The following is an 18182-nucleotide window of genomic DNA, read 5'->3' as shown; positions in this document are numbered from 1 at the left end:
AAATGGTCGCTTTTTGTTTATGTATTATAATAATGATTTATTCCACAGGCTTTAATAAAATGGCAGCTTTATTAAAGTCGGAAGCGGCATTGATAACTTCTCTAAACTCCTCGTAACGATTTAAATCATAATCCACCGTTTTATAGAATTCCTGTATGGTGATAATAATTTTATTACCCTCCAATTTATAGCTGGATTCAAACTTTGCCTGTTTTTCTCCTTTCTCGTTTTTGTAACTTTTGTTAAGGTTTAAACTGCTCAAACCTTCTGCTGTGTACCCTTCTGGTATATGAACTGTAATGGTGTAGTCGTATTGGTTTGGATAGCTCATTTCAATAGGGTTCACACGTTCGGTTTCTTGATACAGTTCACTTTGGGTTCCTATGATAAGGCCAACCTGAAAAATATAGCTGTCTCCTGCGTCTTCAATCAAGGATTCCGAGGATACTTTAGAGTTGACAATAAAGGGTACGTTGTACGTGGTTTGATTAAGGTCATTGTTTTCAGTTGAAAAACTGATTTCTTCCTTGTCTTCAACTCCAGAGCTAGTTAAATACTCTTTAAATTCTTTTATACCTTGTTCTGTAGAAAGGCTTAAAATAGCTCTATTAGTAGCAGACCAATGTCCGGTGTATTCTTGGTGCATTTCTATTATTGCACTTTCTATATCTTCGCTAAAGGTTATATCTGTTGTGCGATTAACTTGGCTATAGTTGGGGTCAGTTTGTTCAATTTTTTGGAAATAATGCCCCAAATCACGTTTGATATACAGTCCATAATTACCAAGTAGGTTGGCAGGAGCCTCCCCAACTCTATATTCTATACGGTCAGGAGCAATGTATTTTTTCTCCGAAGGTAAATAGATTAAAAATTCTCTTAGCATACTTGGAATGAAAAATGTAGGATCGAATTTATATTCAAATCTACTGGCTGTGATTACTACTTCATATTCAACATCCAAAGCCTTTAAATAATTGGCATAAGCTTTTAAAATTCCAAAACTACTGGCGGAACGGTTTTCTAAAATGTAATCTAGGTTAGAGAGTTCTTCGTTGTTGTTTTTTACAATGTTGAAGTTGCTTTTTATAAAATTATCTACTCGAGAAGCTCTTTCAAATGTAGACATTTCTGTTTTTCCTTCGGTGATTATCGGAAGGTCCTTATTTACTTTTTCTGATACTTCTGAAGGGAAGAATTTGGTCCCTACATTGTAACTAACGTTGGTCCAGAACATTTCTTGAGAAATGTCCTGTCCATTAGGAAAGCATTGGTAAACTACTGCAATTTTATTGGCATCAGGAGTGGAGTATTCTTCCTCCACCATAGCCGGAATGTCTTTTATAACTAGAGATTTTGCATTATTACCGTCAACCGAAATGTCTTCAAACTTAGCATCGGTTCGGTAAGCCTTGATGTTGGCATTTAAGCTTCCCGTAATAAAGGTAAATTGGGCTTCTTTGATTTTGTAATTGCTCTGGATGGTTTCGGCGCCATACATATCAAATTCTTTTTCAACGGTGTATAAAACTTCAATTTCCGATCCTTTTTCTACACCCTCAATAGCAAAAATCTTAAAGTCACCGTATTCATCAACATTCTTAACTTCTTTGATATTTTCTTGATTAAGGACTGTTACTTTCCCTTTTGGGCTAATGGTACGGGCTTTAATGTCTACCACCTTTTTTACCTCGTACATGGGGATGTAAACGGTATTGTGTCGGGCAATTCCCTTTTCATCGTTCACACGAGTAATGGTGTGTTCGGTTTCATAACGCTTAGGTTCTGGAGACATGATATTAGCCGAATATTCAACGATATGCTTTTTTAGGATCCCAATGGAAGATTCTTGGGTTTCTTCGGCTGTTAATTTATGTAGTTTGGGTTTTTTTTCCCAATCATAGGTTCTGAATTGCTGTGCAAAACTGCTGCTTGTAGCAAGAAGCAGTATAAAAAGAGCTTTTTTTATCATTATAGTTTTTCTAGTATTATACTTTTCTTGTAGGCTTTGATAAGGCTTTTAATGAAGCTGTTCCAACTTTCAAATTCTTCGTTTTGGATGCTTAGGGTTTTTACGTAGATGCTTTTGTGCTGGGTTAAAATATTGCCTTCTACGTCATAAGTAATTTTATATCCGTAATGAGGATTTTCAAAACTCAATTCTTCTGGAATGTAGCTTACTTTGTAGCCTTCTGGTATGGTTAAGTGGCTTGTAAACTGTTTCTCGAAGTGGTAATCGATTTTTTTACTGTATTTTCTGCCTTCAAGGTCTATACCACTTTTGGATAAGCTTCTATCGATGTTTAAATTGATGTAGGTTTTGTTCCCTATATTTTTAGCATAGTTTTCTATGTTAAGATCGTATTGAAGAACTAGTGGGGTCTGTTTGTTATTAAAATTAGCCTTGTTGATATTGGTGTATTTTGTTTTGTTATTACCCAAGGCCAAGTTGGTGTTCAAGAACTCCTCATCGGTTTTGTCATTTTTTTTGAAGGTATAGTCAGCAATAAAATCGACTTTTTCGTATCCGGTCATTTCTCTTTTTTCGGCAACTTTTACCGCGGTGTCATCCAAAATGAACTCGCTGGTCACTTTTGAAATACTTTTGCTAGCATCTTGCACTGGGACTTTAATGATTTTAAAAGTGTCCTTGTCAATTCCTAAAAGAGCTTCTTTAGTTTGAGTGAAACCACTGGGCATACCGTACGGCACATAACTGTCTGTGGCATCTAGAAAAATAGTATCATTTTCTACAATAGCCGTGTTGATCATGTGGTTGTCTACCATAGGTGTAGGAACATCATGATAGGAATATTGACGGTCTCTTGTGCCAATCCAAGTGCGATAGGATTCAATCCCCACGTGATTAAGCATCTCATAAAGTAAATTGGCCATGTCTTTACAGTCACCATATCGTTTATCGCAAACGCTGGCCGCTCCTCTTGGGATGAACCCTCCTAATCCGTCTTCAAAAGCTACATAGGTAATATTATCCTGAACCCAATTGAAGATCGCTTCTGCTTTTTCGCGTTTTGTCTTTAGATCTTTTGTGATGTTATCGGCAATGTCATATACTTTTTTTAAGTCGTTAACATCGATTTGTTCTACTAAAGAATTGTACCATTTATAAAGGTCGGATACATCGTTTAATACATTATATGTTTTACCGTCTGCAGTGTAATTTTTGATATACACAATAATATGCGGAAGGTAATAGAGCATAGATTCGCTATCTTCTTCTCCTTGAAATCCTTCAATGTTATTAACTGTCCAGGTATAGGTGTAACCATTTGAGGAATCCTTTTTCTGGAAGTCTACATCAATGTTATTTGTATTGAATTCAATATGTCCGATGGTGACATTTTTAGGAAATTCGATGGATAATTGTGCGCTCTTGGTTGGTACATAAGTTCCAAAGCGGAACAATCCCAGAAAATGTGGATCCTTAATAATTTCCTTATAACTTAAATTGGTAATGGCACCCTTGGTGACTGCAGGGAAAATAAAGCTTTTAGACTCTTGGTCGCTATAAAACACACCATTGTCAAAGTCTCTTTTGGTTTCAATATAGTCGACTGCTATTTTTTTATCGGTACTCGGAATGTAGGTGTAGGCCTCAATGTCCTCAATCGTCCTAAAACTGTCAAAACTCATAGATTCATTGGCAAAATAGAGCTTGTTGGAAGTAAGGTATTCTGCCTGTTCCGAGATGTTATTGGAGATGTCAAACTGGTGTTCGTTCAGTTTAATCTTAATGTGCTCATGACGTTTAAGGTAAATGAAGTCTTCGTCAGAAAAATCTTGAGCAAATATGAAAAAGGGACTTAACAGTAGGAGTAATAGGGTCTTGTTCATAGATTCGTTCTTAATTTTCAAATATATTTTTTTTAATTTTAAATTTTAACTTAAAATCAGTTAAAAATAGTATAATTTTAGCTTATCTAATACCATACCAAAATGATTCCAACTTACGATAAGATACATTTAAAATTCAAACTCAACGGTTCTAGTTATGATAAAGAGGACCTTAAAGAAGTGAGTTATAGTTTGATAAAGGAAGGGGAAACTTATGAGCGCGTCATCGGTAATTTTTTGCTCGATTGGCTGGACGAAAAAGATACTGTAGAAGTGCAAACGTCGGGCTCTACGGGAACACCTAAAATAGTCTCGGTTAGCAAACAGGCCATGGTGCATTCGGCATTGGCAACGGGGAATTATTTCAAATTATCGCCAGGGGATAGGGCACTGCATTGTCTGCCTACAAGTTTTATTGCAGGTAAAATGATGTTGGTAAGAGCTCTGATTTTAGGTTTAGAATTGGATGTTGTGGCGCCTTCTAGGCTTCCTGCCTATGATGATCAAGTGGAATACGATTTTTGTGCCATGATTCCTATGCAGGTGAAAGAAAATATAGAGCGCTTAAATCATATAAAAACCTTAATTGTTGGAGGAGCGGCGTTTCCTGCTACGCTCATGCCTTTAATTGAAGATTTGCCAGGAAAAGTGTATGCAACTTACGGTATGACAGAAACCTTAAGTCACATAGCCGTAAAGCCATTGAATCATTTGAAGGATGAAGGTCATTTTCAGGTTTTGGACGGTATTGAGATTTCGCAAGATGGCAGAGGTTGTTTGGTAATTGATGCCCCTGATTTGATGGTTGAAAATATGGTAACCAATGATATTGTAAAACTCTATTCCGAAAAGGAGTTTGATGTTATTGGGCGCATTGATAATGTTATCAATTCTGGAGGAGTAAAGTTATTTCCAGAGCAAATAGAAGCCAAATTGGATGCCAACATAGGACAACGCTTTTTTATTTCTTCTGAAGAAGATGAAGTTCTAGGAGAGAAAGTGATTTTGGTTGTGGAGAAGGACGATAGCAGCATTACGCCATCTACGTTTAAGGCTCTTGATAAATATGAAAAACCGAAAGCGGTTTATGTTGTAGATCATTTTGAAGAAACAATCTCTGGTAAAATTAGACGGAAAAACACCTTAGAGCTGTTGAAGAAATATGCAAAACAAAAACCACTCATATGAGTGGTTTTTTGCTTGTTTGTGCAATGTAGTAAATTATTAGTTATTTCGAATTCGGCCAGATCCAGAAACTTTGGTGTCTTCTTTTACAGGATTGCCTTTGTAGCTGACGGAACCAGAACCGGCTACACGAGCTTTAAGGACTTCCTTAGAATATACTTTGGCTCCACCAGAACCTGCTACCGAGACATCCGTATTGTTTGAAATGAGTTTATAGGCATTGAGGTCTCCAGAACCAGCTACGCTAGCTTCAAGTGAGGTTGTATTGCCGGATAACACCAAATCTCCAGATCCAGCCAAACTAGCTTCAACAGCATTGGCTTCAACAGAAAGTTTTAAATCTCCTGAGCCAGCCATTTCTACATCAAAATGGTTAGCGACAATAGTGTCTTCGTTCCAAAGATCTCCAGAACCTGCAAAGGAAACTTTTTCAATATCCTCGAACGGAATGATGATTTTTATTGGTTTACTGCCTCTAAGGTTAACGGAGTTTTCAACTTTAATGATCAATCGGTCGTTTTTTACTTCCGTGCTAATGTAGTTGAGTAAATTGGCTTCACCTTCCAAGGTTATTTGGCCTTCGGTGCCTTTTACCAAAATATAGTCAAATGATCCCGCGCAGCTAATGGTATTATAGTCTGATGTTGTTCTGGTGATAGTGGTTACACTACCATTCCCCTTTACTTTCTTTTGAGCTTGAGTGGTGCCTATGGCAAAAATTGCGAATAGACAGAATACTAATTTTTTCATGGTGTTATATTTTCTTGAATGTGACACTTCCGTAATCGGATGAAATTTTAATATTGTTAGAGGAGGAGGCGTCTCCATAATACCCTAAGTAATAATTTCTGGAAGACTCTTCTCTTTCCTTAGTAAAATGAAATTCGTTGGCATCTCTTAATGAAGCGTATTCCAAATCGATTTCAAAGTTGAAACTGTAGCCTGCTTGATAACCAATGGTAATACCTACATAATCTGTTTTGATATTAATATTTCCTGCATTAGAAGCCATTTCATCAATTTTTAGGGAACCATAATCTGCAGTAATGGAAACATTTTTGTACACCTTTCCAATTCTTGTGGTGAGATAGTCTCCATTGCCCTGTACGTTGTTGATATTGTCAATGGTCATGGAACCGTAATCGCAATTGTACTTAACATTTTCGGCAATTTCCACAACTGATTTTGTGTAATCCGCTACAATGTCCAGATCTTTGGATTTAGCTACGGTAAAAGCGCTGTAGTCGGCATTGATTTTTCCACTTTTAATGTATTCAAAATAACTGTTTTTGGTGTAATCAAAGCGTATTTCATTGCCATCGGCCATGAGTTCCTTGGTGGTAATTTTGCCGTAATCACATTTAAGCATTGCCCTTCCTTCAAGTTTATCCAAGTTTATAAAGCCATAGTCGTTATTGAGGTCTACACTGTTAGTGATGGGCAATTTCACTAGGTAGTTGATCTCCATATTGACATTATTGTTGTTTCCCCAATTCCACCAGGATTTCGATTTGTTCTTGTTGAAAATGGTTTTGGCCTCTACGAGGTTTGAGGTGGCATTAAATTCCACTGTAATGTCCTCTAGTTTAGCTTCTACTTTATCAAGGTCGTTGCCGTTGGTTTTAATGTTTACTTCAATGGTAGTGGTGCTACCTCTATAGGTAACCACATTAATGTTGCCGTAGCTGTTATTTATTTTCAACAGGGCGTTTGGACTTACAGGAAATTCCTTTTTTATGGTTTTTTCCTTGGTATGCTTGCCTTTCCAGTTCATGGAGTTGCCAGCAATGCTCACTGCCGATATCAATAAAAAGGCAATAACGAGTTTATATGGTAACTTGGTTTTCATTGTATTCTTGCTTTAACTGTTTTACTTGTTTTATGTTCTCCAAAACATCGTTGAGTAAATCTATTCTGCTTTGGAAGTTTGAAATCATGGCGTAGATTACGCGTTTATCATCGCCACTTTGTGTTAAATCTATTTTTAAGGTTTCATATTTTTTTTCTAGAACCTCCATTTGTTTTAAGGCATCATCAATGAGCTTTTCTGTTTCCGGGGACCGTTCATTTTTTAGAGTTGCTAGTTCTTGCTCAATGGCAGCTGTAAAAAATGTTTGCGTTTTAGACAATTCTGGAGACACGCTGGCCAAATCTTTAGGTTCCGGATTCTGCATGAACACAGTAAATAGTCCAAGTGCAATAACTATGGAAGCAGCAATTGCCAGCGCGTTTTGCCAATAGGAACCTTTCATCCTTGGTTGGGCAACAGGGGGAGTTTGGTTTTGTGTTTGTAGCTTTTCCAAAAAACGACCTTGATGGCCAAGGTTTGGCATCTCGTAATCCAAATCGTCCTTTATGGAGTCAAACAGTTTGTCTAGATTATCTCGTTTCATCGTTTTGTTTAATGCTCAGCAATTAGCTGAAGTTTTTGTCTTAAGCTATCTTTAGCTCTAGAGATCATGGTGCGGCAATTGGCATATGAAATATTCATGATTTCGGAAATTTCTTCATAGTCGTAGCCTTCAACTAAATGAAGGGTAAGACATATTTTGTAGTTTTCCTTCAAGGTTTTCATCGTGTCCATTACCTGTTTGGCTTTTAAGTTGGTAAACTCATAATCTTCCGTGATGCCACTTTGGTCTTCCACTTTATAAAGGACATCATCCAAATGGATATCATTATGTTTACTGTTTTTGTTGTATCTGTGGATACTGTTGTTAATTGTTATTCGTTTTAACCATGCTCCAAATGTGCTGTAAACTTTCAAGCTGTCCAGTTTTGTAAAAGCCGTCAAAAAGGATTCTTGCATAATATCTTCAGCCTCATATTTGTCTTGAACAATTCTGTAGGCAGTATTGTACATGGCTCTGTAATATCTGTTATAGACTTCCATTTGAGCTTTTTGGTTGCCTTTATTGCAGAGTTGTAATAGTTGCTCTATATTTTGCTTGGTCAAGGTCAAAAAAACAATTGTTTAGTATAAAGATGGCGTTGAAAGGAATTTGTTACAGTTTGCTAAAAAAATCTGTTGTATTTTTTTAGCAATGGCATAACTATTGAATAAATATAGCAGAAAATAATATGAAAACATGCTAAAACATTGGTTTGCAGTATGTGTTTAATTTTGTTTAACGTAAGTAAAATGTAAATTCGGTTACTAAAGAGGTGACAGAATGACCAAAATATATCTATGGCGAAATCTAATTTTTTAAGTCTTGACAGTTTGTCATTTCAGGAGTTCGATGAAAATTCAGAGTTAATTCCTTTAATGACCCCTGAGGATGAGGCAGAAATCAATAATGAAGTCCTACCGGAATCATTGCCAATATTGCCGCTAAGGAATACGGTATTATTTCCTGGTGTTGTGATTCCTATTACCGCCGGTCGTGATAAATCCATTAAGTTGATTAACGATGCCAATAACGGAGGTAAGGTAATTGGTGTGGTATCCCAAAAGGATGAAAATGTAGAGGATCCTAGTGCAAAGGATATTTTCAAAACGGGGACTGTAGCTAAAATCTTAAAGGTATTAAAGATGCCTGACGGAAATACGACCATTATCATTCAAGGTAAAAAACGTTTTGAAATTAACGAAGTGGTTAGTGAGGAGCCTTACATGACGGCAACGATCCAGGATTTATCAGAGGCAAAGCCAGCTCCCAATAATGCTGAATTTTCCGCGATAATTGAGTCCATTAAAGATTTAGCGCTTCAAATTATCAAGGAAAGTCCAAATATTCCAACAGAGGCAAGCTTTGCGATCAAAAACATTGAAAGCAATTCCTTCTTGGTGAATTTTGTGTCTTCCAATATGAATCTTTCTGTGGAAGAAAAACAAAAGCTTCTTGAAATAAACGATTTGAAGGAGCGTGCTTTGGCGACCCTAAAATATATGAATATCGAGTTTCAAAAATTGGAGCTTAAAAACGATATTCAGTCCAAGGTTCAAAGTGATATGAACCAACAGCAACGCGAGTATTTCCTTCATCAGCAAATGAAAACCATTCAGGAAGAGCTTGGTGGTACATCATATGAAGAGGAAATTGAGGAAATGAAATTGCGTGCCAGAGATAAGGTTTGGACTGAAGATGTAGAGGAGCATTTCAATAAGGAAGTTTCCAAATTGCAACGTATGAATCCTCAGGTAGCCGAATATTCTATTCAGCGTAACTACTTGGATTTGTTCTTGGATTTACCATGGAACGAATATAGCAAGGATAACTTCGATTTAAAACGTGCTAGAAAAATCTTGGATCGAGACCATTATGGACTTGATGATGTTAAGGATAGAATTGTGGAGTACTTAGCGGTGTTAAAACTGCGTAACGATATGAAATCTCCTATTTTGTGTTTGTACGGACCTCCGGGTGTGGGGAAAACTTCTTTGGGGAAATCTATTGCCGAGGCATTGGGTAGAGAGTATGTAAGAATGTCATTAGGTGGTTTACGTGACGAAGCCGAAATTAGAGGGCACCGTAAAACCTATATTGGAGCTATGCCTGGTAGAATCCTGCAAAGTCTTAAAAAGGCGGGGACTTCCAATCCCGTATTTGTTTTGGATGAAATAGATAAATTATCCAATAGTCATCAAGGAGATCCATCTTCCGCAATGCTGGAAGTGTTGGACCCAGAGCAAAACAGTGAGTTCTACGACAATTTCTTGGAAATGGGCTATGACCTTTCCAAAGTTATGTTTATTGCTACATCCAATAGCCTTAATACTATTCAGCCTGCGTTGAGGGATAGAATGGAAATTATCAACGTAAGCGGATATACTATTGAAGAAAAAGTGGAGATTGCTAAACGCCACTTGTTGCCTAAACAATTAGAGGAACATGGACTCTCAACTAAAGATTTGAAAATAGCTAAGCCGCAATTAGAAAAAATTGTAGAAGGGTACACACGCGAATCTGGGGTGAGAGGATTGGAAAAACAGATTGCCAAAATGGTAAGGCATGCGGCCAAAAACATCGCCATGGAGGAATCCTATAATGTCAAGGTGACCAATGAAGATATTATCAAGGTTTTGGGGGCGCCACGATTGGAGCGTGATAAATATGAAAACAACAATGTTGCCGGTGTAGTAACCGGTTTGGCTTGGACAAGTGTAGGGGGAGATATTCTCTTTATAGAATCTATTTTATCTAAAGGAAAAGGGAATTTAAGTATTACTGGTAATTTAGGTAAGGTCATGAAAGAGTCGGCTACTATTGCCATGGAATACATCAAAGCACATGCCGAAGAATTTGATATTAATCCAGATGTTTTTGATAAATACAATGTGCATATCCACGTGCCGGAAGGAGCCACGCCTAAGGATGGGCCAAGTGCCGGGGTGACGATGTTGACATCATTGGTGTCGTTGTTCACACAACGAAAAGTGAAGAATAGTTTGGCTATGACTGGGGAGATTACTTTAAGAGGAAAAGTTTTGCCAGTTGGTGGTATCAAGGAAAAGATATTGGCGGCTAAACGCGCTAGAATCAAAGAAATTTTACTGTGTGAAGAAAACAGACGTGATATTGAAGAAATAAAGGCCGAATACTTAAAAGGTCTTAAGTTCCATTATGTTACTGATATGAGTGAAGTGCTTAAGTTGGCACTTACCAATCAAAAAGTGGATAATGCAAAGACTTTGTAATGAAAAGAGTCTAAATCAATAAAAAAACCTCAATGAAAATTGAGGTTTTTTTATGCAAGAAAAATAAATCAAACATGCATTCGTTTTAAGTAAGATTTGTTTACTTTGCACACCTATGCTAAAGAGGTTTACCACTTTTTTTTGTCTTTTCACTGTATCAACCATTTACTCGCAATTAGGCGGTGAATCTACCTATCAATTTCTAAATCTTGTGTCTTCTCCAAGGCAAGCCGCTTTAGGAGGAAAGGTCATTACCAACTACGATTATGATGTTACGGGAGCTATCTATAACCCTGCAACTATCAATAATGAAATGGATAATCAGTTAGCTCTTAACTACAGTAGTTATTTAGGAGGGATCAGTTATGGAACAGGTGCCTATGCTTACACTTGGGACCGCAGGGTGCAAACCTTTCATATGGGAGTTACCTACATTAATTATGGCGATTTTGATGGCTATGATGAAAATGGAGTGTCTACAGGTTCTTTTTCTGGAAACGAAGCAGCAATATCCTTTGGGTATGCAAGGCAAATAGGGTATTCGGATTTTTATTTTGGTGCGAATGTAAAGTTTATTACCTCCAAACTAGAGCAGTACAACTCTATTGGGGCTGCGGTAGATTTAGGGGTGATTTATATCGATGAAGATTTAGGATTTAATGCGGCTATAACGGTTAGAAATGCAGGAGCTCAGTTGAAAACCTATGCCGGACAAAATGAAAACCTTCCTTTAGAAGTGAATTTGGGATTGTCGCAACAATTGGAGAATGTCCCATTACGTTGGCATTTAACGTTCGAGAATTTACAGGAATGGCCCATTGGGGTTTCAAACCCAGCAAGAGCCACTACCGATTTGGAAGGCAACCAAACTCAAGAAAAGGTTGGTTTTTTCAACCAAGTATTGCGGCATACTATTGTGGCGGCAGAACTGTTTCCAGATCGAGGGTTTAATTTAAGATTAGGCTATAACTTTAGACGATCGGAGGAGTTGCGTATTGAAGATCAGCGTAATTTTTCGGGATTATCCTTTGGAGTTGGCTTGAAACTTAATAAATTAAGATTCAGTTATACCCATGCCAGATATACCAGTGCTTCAAACACTAATTTTTTTGGGTTGCAAATAGATTTGAGATAATGCAGAATATCACCATAGCCATTGATGGCTTTTCTTCAACAGGTAAAAGTACAGTAGCAAAATCATTGGCCAAGGCCTTAGGTTATGTTTATGTGGATTCAGGTGCTATGTATAGAGCGGTGACGCTTTATGCTATGAGGAATAATTTTATTGATGAAACAAATTTCAATAAAGAAGGGCTGTTAAATCAATTGGAAGATATTTCAATTTCATTTCAATTCAATCCAGAATTAGGGTATGCCGAAGTGTATCTTAACGGCATAAATGTAGAAAAAGATATCAGGACGTTAGAAGTCTCCAATTTGGTTAGCCAAATTGCTGCGGTGCCGGAAGTTCGCGAAAAGCAAGTGGCTTTGCAGCGTAAAATAGGAGAGGATAAGGGGGTTGTTATGGATGGCCGTGATATTGGTACTGTGGTATTCCCAAATGCTGAATTGAAAATTTTCATGACAGCTTCTCCCGAAACAAGAGCCCGACGTCGTTATGACGAGTTGGTGCAACGTGGGGATGAGGTAGATTATGAATCGGTGTTGCAAAATGTGCAAACACGTGATCATTTGGACTCTACTAGAAAAGATTCACCGCTTGTGCAGGCTGACGACGCGATCTTAATTGATAATTCTTACTTGAGCTTGCAAGAGCAGTTCGATAAAATTTTAGATCTGGCACAAAAGGCTATTTCTATAAAAAATAGCTAATAGAAATCCTTCTTTTTAATTATTTAAAATCAGAAGTTTATCCTTTGAGTGAATTGTTTGTTTATTTTGTTTTATAGTTGTATTTTTGCACTCCTTTTTGGCGGATTGGAAAAGTAAAAAAGGACTTTTAAAAAAATAAACAATAATTCTTCTGTGTGTTTCCGCATGACACTTTTCAAATATACAGAATACAAATTATTATCAGCACATGGCTGAAAACGCAAAACAAGCAGAAGTTGAAGCAACTGAAGCTAAAACTGTTAAGGCTCCAGTATCTGAAGCTCAAGCAAACCCAGAAAAATTCTTAAAAGATTTCAACTGGCACAATTACGAAGAAGGAATTGACCAAGTTGACGATCAACAATTACAAGAATTTGAAAAATTAGTTTCTGAAAATTTCGTTGACACTTTAGATGATGAAGTTGTAGAAGGTGTAGTAGTTCACATTACAGATCGTGACGCTATCATCGACATCAACGCTAAGTCTGAAGGTGTAATCTCTTTAAACGAGTTTCGTTACAACCCTAACCTTAAAGTTGGTGACAAAGTAGAAGTATTGATCGATGTTCGTGAAGATGCTACTGGACAATTGGTGTTGTCTCACCGTAAAGCTCGTGTAATCAAAGCTTGGGATCGTGTTAACGCTGCTCACGAAAGTGGAGAAATCGTTAACGGTTTCGTTAAATGTAGAACTAAAGGTGGTATGATCGTTGACGTATTCGGAATCGAAGCATTCTTGCCAGGTTCTCAAATCGACGTGAAGCCAATTAGAGATTACGATCAATATGTAAATAAAACTATGGAATTCAAAGTTGTTAAGATCAACCACGAATTTAAGAACATAGTAGTATCTCACAAAGCACTTATCGAAGCTGACATCGAAGAACAGAAAAAAGAAATCATCGGTCAGTTAGAAAAAGGTCAAGTATTGGAAGGTGTTGTTAAAAACATTACATCTTACGGTGTGTTTATTGATCTTGGTGGTGTAGATGGATTAATTCACATTACAGACCTTTCTTGGTCAAGAATTAACCACCCGAACGAAATTGTGGAACTAGACCAAAAACTTAACGTTGTAATCCTTGATTTTGATGAAAACAAATCAAGAATCCAATTAGGATTGAAGCAGTTGAGCAAGCACCCTTGGGAAGCGCTTGGAGAAGACGTTAAAGTAGGAGATAAAGTAAAAGGTAAAGTAGTTGTAATTGCAGATTACGGTGCATTTATCGAAGTAGCTGACGGTGTTGAAGGATTGGTTCACGTTTCTGAAATGTCTTGGTCTACTCACTTGCGTTCTGCTCAAGATTTTGTATCTGTTGGAGATGAAATCGAAGCAGTTATCTTGACTTTGGATAGAGAAGATCGTAAGATGTCTCTTGGTATCAAGCAATTGACTCCAGATCCATGGACAGACATTACTTCTAAGTACCCTGTAGGTTCTCACCACACAGGTATCGTGCGTAACTTTACAAACTTTGGTGTATTTGTAGAATTGGAAGAAGGTATTGACGGATTGATCTACATCTCTGATTTATCTTGGACTAAGAAAATCAAGCACCCAAGTGAGTTCTGTAACGTAGGAGACAAGTTAGACGTTGTAGTATTGGAATTGGATGTTGAAGGACGTAAACTAAGTTTAGGTCACAAACAAACAACAGACAATCCTTGGGATAAGTACGAAACTGAGTTCGCGATCAACACAACTCACAAAGCAGAAATCTCTGAAATCGTAGATAAAGGGGCTACTGTAGAGTTCAATGAGGATATCGTAGCATTCGTTCCTGCTCGTCACTTAGAAAAAGAAGATGGTAAGAAACTTAAGAAAGGTGAAGAAGCTGAATTCAAAATTATTGAGTTCAATAAAGAATTCAAGCGTGTTGTAGCCTCTCACACTGCTATCTTTAGAGCTGAAGAAGCTGCCAACGTAAGAGCTGCTGCTGAAAAAGCAGAAGCACAAGCTGCAGAAGCAAAACCTACTTTAGGAGATGCTAATGACGCATTACAGGCACTTAAAGATAAAATGGACGGTAAGAAATAATTCAAACCGCATTAAGCCTAAAAAGCCTTCAGAAATCTGAAGGCTTTTTTTATGGCCTAAATCCAAAATCTACATTGTGTACAAGGATTTTTTAGCTTAAATTTGTAATCCAAATACCTTTGGAAACAATATGAGTCAAAAAGTATTACTTAATGCTAAAGAGGTTAATATCATTCTACATCGATTGGCCTGTCAACTCATTGAAAATCATAATAATTTTACCGATACTGTCCTTATAGGGATTCAACCTCGAGGAAAGTTTATGGCACAACGTTTGGCTAAAATGTTGCAGGAAGAATACCAAGTAGAGCATCTGCAATTAGGATTTTTAGACATTACCTTTTTTAGAGACGACTTTAGAAGAGGTGACAAAACCTTGGAAGCCAACACTACCGAAATCAACTTTTTGGTAGAGGGTAAAAATATTGTGTTTATTGATGATGTGCTGTACACCGGTAGAAGTATAAGAGCCGCCTTAACAGCAATACAGTCCTTTGGAAGGCCCAAGGACATTGAATTATTGACCCTGATAGATCGTCGTTTTAGCCGACACTTGCCAATTCAGCCAACCTATAGCGGCCGTCAGGTAGATGCCATCAATAAAGAAAAAGTCAAGGTAAACTGGAAGGAAAATGAAGGGGAAGACTCTGTGTATTTAATAGAGAAGGAAGTTGCCGAGTAAACTTTTGAAAGAATAACCGAATTTAAATTATCAGCCCCAGTGTAATGGGGAAAACAATAAAATCTATGAGCGAGTTAAGTGTCAACCACTTATTGGGAATTAAATATCTAAACTCTCAAGATATTCAATTGATTTTTGAAACTGCCGATCACTTCAAAGAAGTTATCAATAGGCCTATAAAAAAGGTGCCTTCGCTCAGGGACATTACTATTGCTAACCTGTTTTTTGAAAATTCAACAAGGACTAAGTTGTCTTTTGAACTGGCAGAAAAGAGGCTTTCAGCAGACGTTATTAACTTCTCTGCGGCGCAGTCTTCAGTTAAAAAGGGAGAAACCCTTATTGATACCGTAAACAACATTCTGTCCATGAAGGTTGATATGGTTGTAATGAGACATCCCAACCCAGGGGCAGGCGTGTTTTTATCGAAGCATGTAAATGCCAGCATTGTAAATGCCGGAGATGGAGCCCATGAACATCCTACTCAGGCTTTGTTGGATTCTTATTCCATTAGAGAGCGACTTGGCGATGTTGGAGGTAAAAATGTAGTAATTGTTGGAGATATCTTGCACAGCCGTGTAGCGCTTTCCAACATATTTGCATTGCAGTTGCAGGGAGCCAATGTAATGGTTTGTGGACCAAAAACATTGATTCCAAAATATATCGATAAATTAGGAGTAAAGGTTGAAACTAATTTGCGCAAAGCCTTAAATTGGTGTGATGTTGCCAATATGCTAAGGGTGCAAAATGAGCGCATGGACATAAGCTATTTCCCGTCTACTAGAGAATATACTCAACAGTATGGTGTTAACAAGGCATTATTGGACTCTTTGGACAAAGAGATTACCATTATGCACCCAGGACCTATTAACCGTGGTGTAGAAATCACGAGTGATGTTGCAGATTCTAAGCAAGCCATTATCTTGGATCAAGTTCAAAATGGAGTGGCTGTTAGGATGGCTGTAATTTATTTATTAGCTTCTAAAATTAAACACTAACAATCATGATTTTTGACAAAGACGAAAACATTACCATCATTACGCAGGAAAAGGCTACCCCCCAAGAATTAGTAAAGAAATTGGGCGTGCTCTATGAGCGCTTCAAGAATGACAATGTTATAGTGAACTTAACTAGTTTAAATAAAATTCCACTGGAACAGGTGGTGGAATTTTTGGAAATCTCCAACAGGCATAGAGGGTCTAAACATTCATTTGTTTTAGTAACGGATAAGGTGGACTTCAATGAAATGCCCGATGAGATTATGGTAGTGCCAACTATGAAAGAGGCCTACGACATTATTGAAATGGAGGAAATGGAACGTGACTTAGGAATTTAGGACGTAAGATTATAACAATACAGAAATAAAGCCAGCAAATTAACTTGCTGGTTTTTTGTTTTATAACTTAATGGGAATTTCACTTGTTTTGATGGCAAGATTTAAATAATAAGAAAAATTGATGGTTCCATAAAAAATTCGGAAATTTCAGATGTCAATCATTCTTAGGAAATAATTGTTTGGAGAACACCCATATGTTCCCTTTCATTTCCTTGGACAAGAGGTTAGGCATTTCAGAAATCTATAAATTTTAGCAATATTTTGAAACTTACAATACTCGGTTGTTACAGTGCAACACCAAGAGCCAACACCAATCCAACAGCTCAGGTTTTGGAAATTAGAAACCATATGTTTTTGATAGACTGTGGAGAAGGAACTCAAGTGCAATTACGTAAAAACAGGGTGAAGTTTGCACGAATCAAACATATTTTTATTTCGCATTTGCATGGCGATCATTTTTTTGGTTTGGTAGGTTTGATTTCTACGTTTAGGTTGTTGACTAGGGAAACAGACCTTCATATTTACGGGCCAAAAGGAATTAAAGAAGTCATTACTTTGCAAATGAAATTGGCAGATTCCTGGACCAATTACCGCTTAATCTTTCATGAATTGACTTCAACTGAATCTGAATTAATTTATGAAGACGATTTAGTAGAAGTACATACCATCCCTTTAACACATAGGGTTTATACTAATGGCTTTTTGTTTAAGGAAAAGGAAGGAGAGCGGAAATTGGATATGAATGCTGTGCTGAATGAAGATATCGATGTAGCATATTACAGAAAGCTAAAGCAAGGCCATGATATTTTTGATAATAAGGGAAATTTGGTAAAGAATGCCAGTGTAACCAAACCACCAGCGGCCCCCAAAAGCTATGCGTTTTGTAGTGATACTGCTTATAATGAGAAAATAATTCCAATTATTGAAAATGTTTCTGTATTATATCATGAATCGACCTTTTTGGAAAAGCATGGACACCTAGCTCCTAAAACCAAACATTCTACAGCTATAGAGGCCGCAACAATAGCCAAGAAAAGTAATGTGGAAACACTTATTTTAGGACATTATTCCACACGGTATGATAATTTGAATGCGTTTAAAGAGGAAGCTCAGACAGTGTTCAAAAAGGTGCTATTAGCTGAAGACGGCAAGAGTTTTAGTTTTGATTAATGTACTGAAATTCCCTCAAACTATGAATCCATTCAAAAGCCTCTTCCAAGGTTTCGCAACGCTTCATACTAGCCGGTGAGAACAACTTTTCTATAGAGGCGTTCATAAAGTTGATGTAGGAGTAGTAAACAATAGCACTAGCAACAATATGGTCTAATTCATCTTGAAACCTACTCCAGGAATGCGGATCTAAAGAATAAGAATTTACTCTGTTGGAGATATAGGCAATTTTAAAATGAGGACCGTAATGATCTTGAGCCAAGGCGATTACTTCTTCAATTTTCTCCCAATCAAAATGGACGCCCTCATTGATTTCAGAAAGGATAAATTTGTCGAAAAAGTATATATTCCCAAAGGAAAATTCTACTTTTACATGTTTAAATTGGTGAAAATATTTACTGTCTTCAAATCTCATTTAAGCGAAATATAGGGGTAAAACTATAGGAAT

At 37.2% G+C, this 18182-nt stretch carries 16 protein-coding genes; 9 read left to right on the top strand and 7 right to left on the bottom strand.

Annotated features, from left to right (window positions below; all coding sequences use genetic code 11):
- Positions 1-37 precede the first annotated feature (37 nt).
- Entirely contained in the window at positions 38-1969 is a 1932-nt protein-coding gene (locus RBH95_RS10195; protein WP_307899488.1) for a DUF3857 domain-containing protein, read from the bottom strand.
- On the bottom strand, positions 1969-3873 hold the full coding sequence (locus RBH95_RS10190) for a DUF3857 domain-containing protein (RefSeq protein WP_307899487.1): 1905 nt from the start codon (positions 3871-3873) through the stop codon (positions 1969-1971). The genes RBH95_RS10195 and RBH95_RS10190 overlap by 1 nt, the downstream gene beginning before the upstream one ends.
- Before the next feature lie 81 nt (positions 3874-3954).
- On the opposite strand from RBH95_RS10190, the gene RBH95_RS10185 reads away from it, so the two are divergent.
- Positions 3955-5040, top strand: a complete 1086-nt coding sequence (locus RBH95_RS10185) for an AMP-binding protein (protein ID WP_307899486.1) — start codon at positions 3955-3957, stop codon at positions 5038-5040.
- Positions 5041-5076: 36 nt separating this feature from the next.
- On the opposite strand, the gene RBH95_RS10180 is transcribed toward RBH95_RS10185, so the two are convergent.
- The 4 genes from RBH95_RS10180 to RBH95_RS10165 are packed head-to-tail and all read right to left on the bottom strand — an operon-like array spanning position 5077 to position 7999.
- Complete coding sequence (locus RBH95_RS10180) at positions 5077-5787, bottom strand: head GIN domain-containing protein (protein ID WP_307899485.1); 711 nt, start codon at positions 5785-5787, stop codon at positions 5077-5079.
- A 4-nt stretch (positions 5788-5791) separates the two neighbouring features.
- Positions 5792-6886 carry a hypothetical protein gene (locus RBH95_RS10175; protein WP_307899484.1) on the bottom strand — a complete coding sequence of 365 codons (1095 nt, stop codon included), beginning with the start codon at positions 6884-6886 and terminating at the stop codon, positions 5792-5794.
- Positions 6864-7430: a hypothetical protein gene (locus RBH95_RS10170; RefSeq protein WP_307899483.1), complete on the bottom strand. Its 567-nt coding sequence runs from the start codon at positions 7428-7430 to the stop codon at positions 6864-6866. The genes RBH95_RS10175 and RBH95_RS10170 overlap by 23 nt, the downstream gene beginning before the upstream one ends.
- A gap of 8 nt (positions 7431-7438) precedes the next feature.
- A complete protein-coding gene (locus RBH95_RS10165) occupies positions 7439-7999 on the bottom strand; it encodes an RNA polymerase sigma factor (RefSeq protein WP_307899482.1) in 561 nt (186 codons plus the stop codon).
- A 228-nt stretch (positions 8000-8227) separates the two neighbouring features.
- Here RBH95_RS10165 and lon point away from each other — a divergent pair, with 228 nt between their 5' ends.
- From lon to RBH95_RS10125, 8 genes are all read left to right on the top strand, one after another.
- Positions 8228-10678, top strand: a complete 2451-nt coding sequence (gene lon / locus RBH95_RS10160; RefSeq protein ID WP_307899481.1) for an endopeptidase La — start codon at positions 8228-8230, stop codon at positions 10676-10678.
- Between the two features lie 115 nt (positions 10679-10793).
- Entirely contained in the window at positions 10794-11813 is a 1020-nt protein-coding gene (porQ, locus tag RBH95_RS10155) for a type IX secretion system protein PorQ (protein WP_307899480.1), read from the top strand.
- Entirely contained in the window at positions 11813-12511 is a 699-nt protein-coding gene (gene cmk, locus RBH95_RS10150; RefSeq protein ID WP_307899479.1) for a (d)CMP kinase, read from the top strand. Before porQ ends, cmk begins: the two co-directional genes overlap by 1 nt.
- 208 nt (positions 12512-12719) lie before the next feature.
- A complete protein-coding gene (rpsA, locus tag RBH95_RS10145) occupies positions 12720-14549 on the top strand; it encodes a 30S ribosomal protein S1 (RefSeq protein ID WP_307899478.1) in 1830 nt (609 codons plus the stop codon).
- 130 nt (positions 14550-14679) lie between these two features.
- On the top strand, positions 14680-15231 hold the full coding sequence (gene pyrR / locus RBH95_RS10140) for a bifunctional pyr operon transcriptional regulator/uracil phosphoribosyltransferase PyrR (protein ID WP_307899477.1): 552 nt from the start codon (positions 14680-14682) through the stop codon (positions 15229-15231).
- A gap of 65 nt (positions 15232-15296) precedes the next feature.
- Complete coding sequence (locus tag RBH95_RS10135; RefSeq protein ID WP_307899476.1) at positions 15297-16226, top strand: aspartate carbamoyltransferase catalytic subunit; 930 nt, start codon at positions 15297-15299, stop codon at positions 16224-16226.
- 5 nt (positions 16227-16231) lie between these two features.
- Entirely contained in the window at positions 16232-16564 is a 333-nt protein-coding gene (locus RBH95_RS10130; RefSeq protein WP_307899475.1) for a ribonuclease Z, read from the top strand.
- Positions 16565-16825: 261 nt separating this feature from the next.
- On the top strand, positions 16826-17734 hold the full coding sequence (locus RBH95_RS10125; RefSeq protein ID WP_307899474.1) for a ribonuclease Z: 909 nt from the start codon (positions 16826-16828) through the stop codon (positions 17732-17734).
- Here the strand turns inward: RBH95_RS10125 and RBH95_RS10120 are convergent.
- The gene (locus RBH95_RS10120) at positions 17721-18149 is read right to left on the bottom strand and encodes a hypothetical protein (protein ID WP_307899473.1); all 429 of its coding nucleotides are present in this window, start codon (positions 18147-18149) and stop codon (positions 17721-17723) included. The two genes, RBH95_RS10125 and RBH95_RS10120, sit on opposite strands and share 14 nt — an antisense overlap.
- Positions 18150-18182: the final 33 nt, after the last annotated feature.

This window comes from Mangrovimonas sp. YM274, assembly GCF_030908385.1.
In the GTDB taxonomy this organism is placed as follows: domain Bacteria; phylum Bacteroidota; class Bacteroidia; order Flavobacteriales; family Flavobacteriaceae; genus Mangrovimonas_A.
Note: the sequence above shows the minus strand (reverse complement) of the source record. Positions and strands in the feature narration are given on the sequence as shown.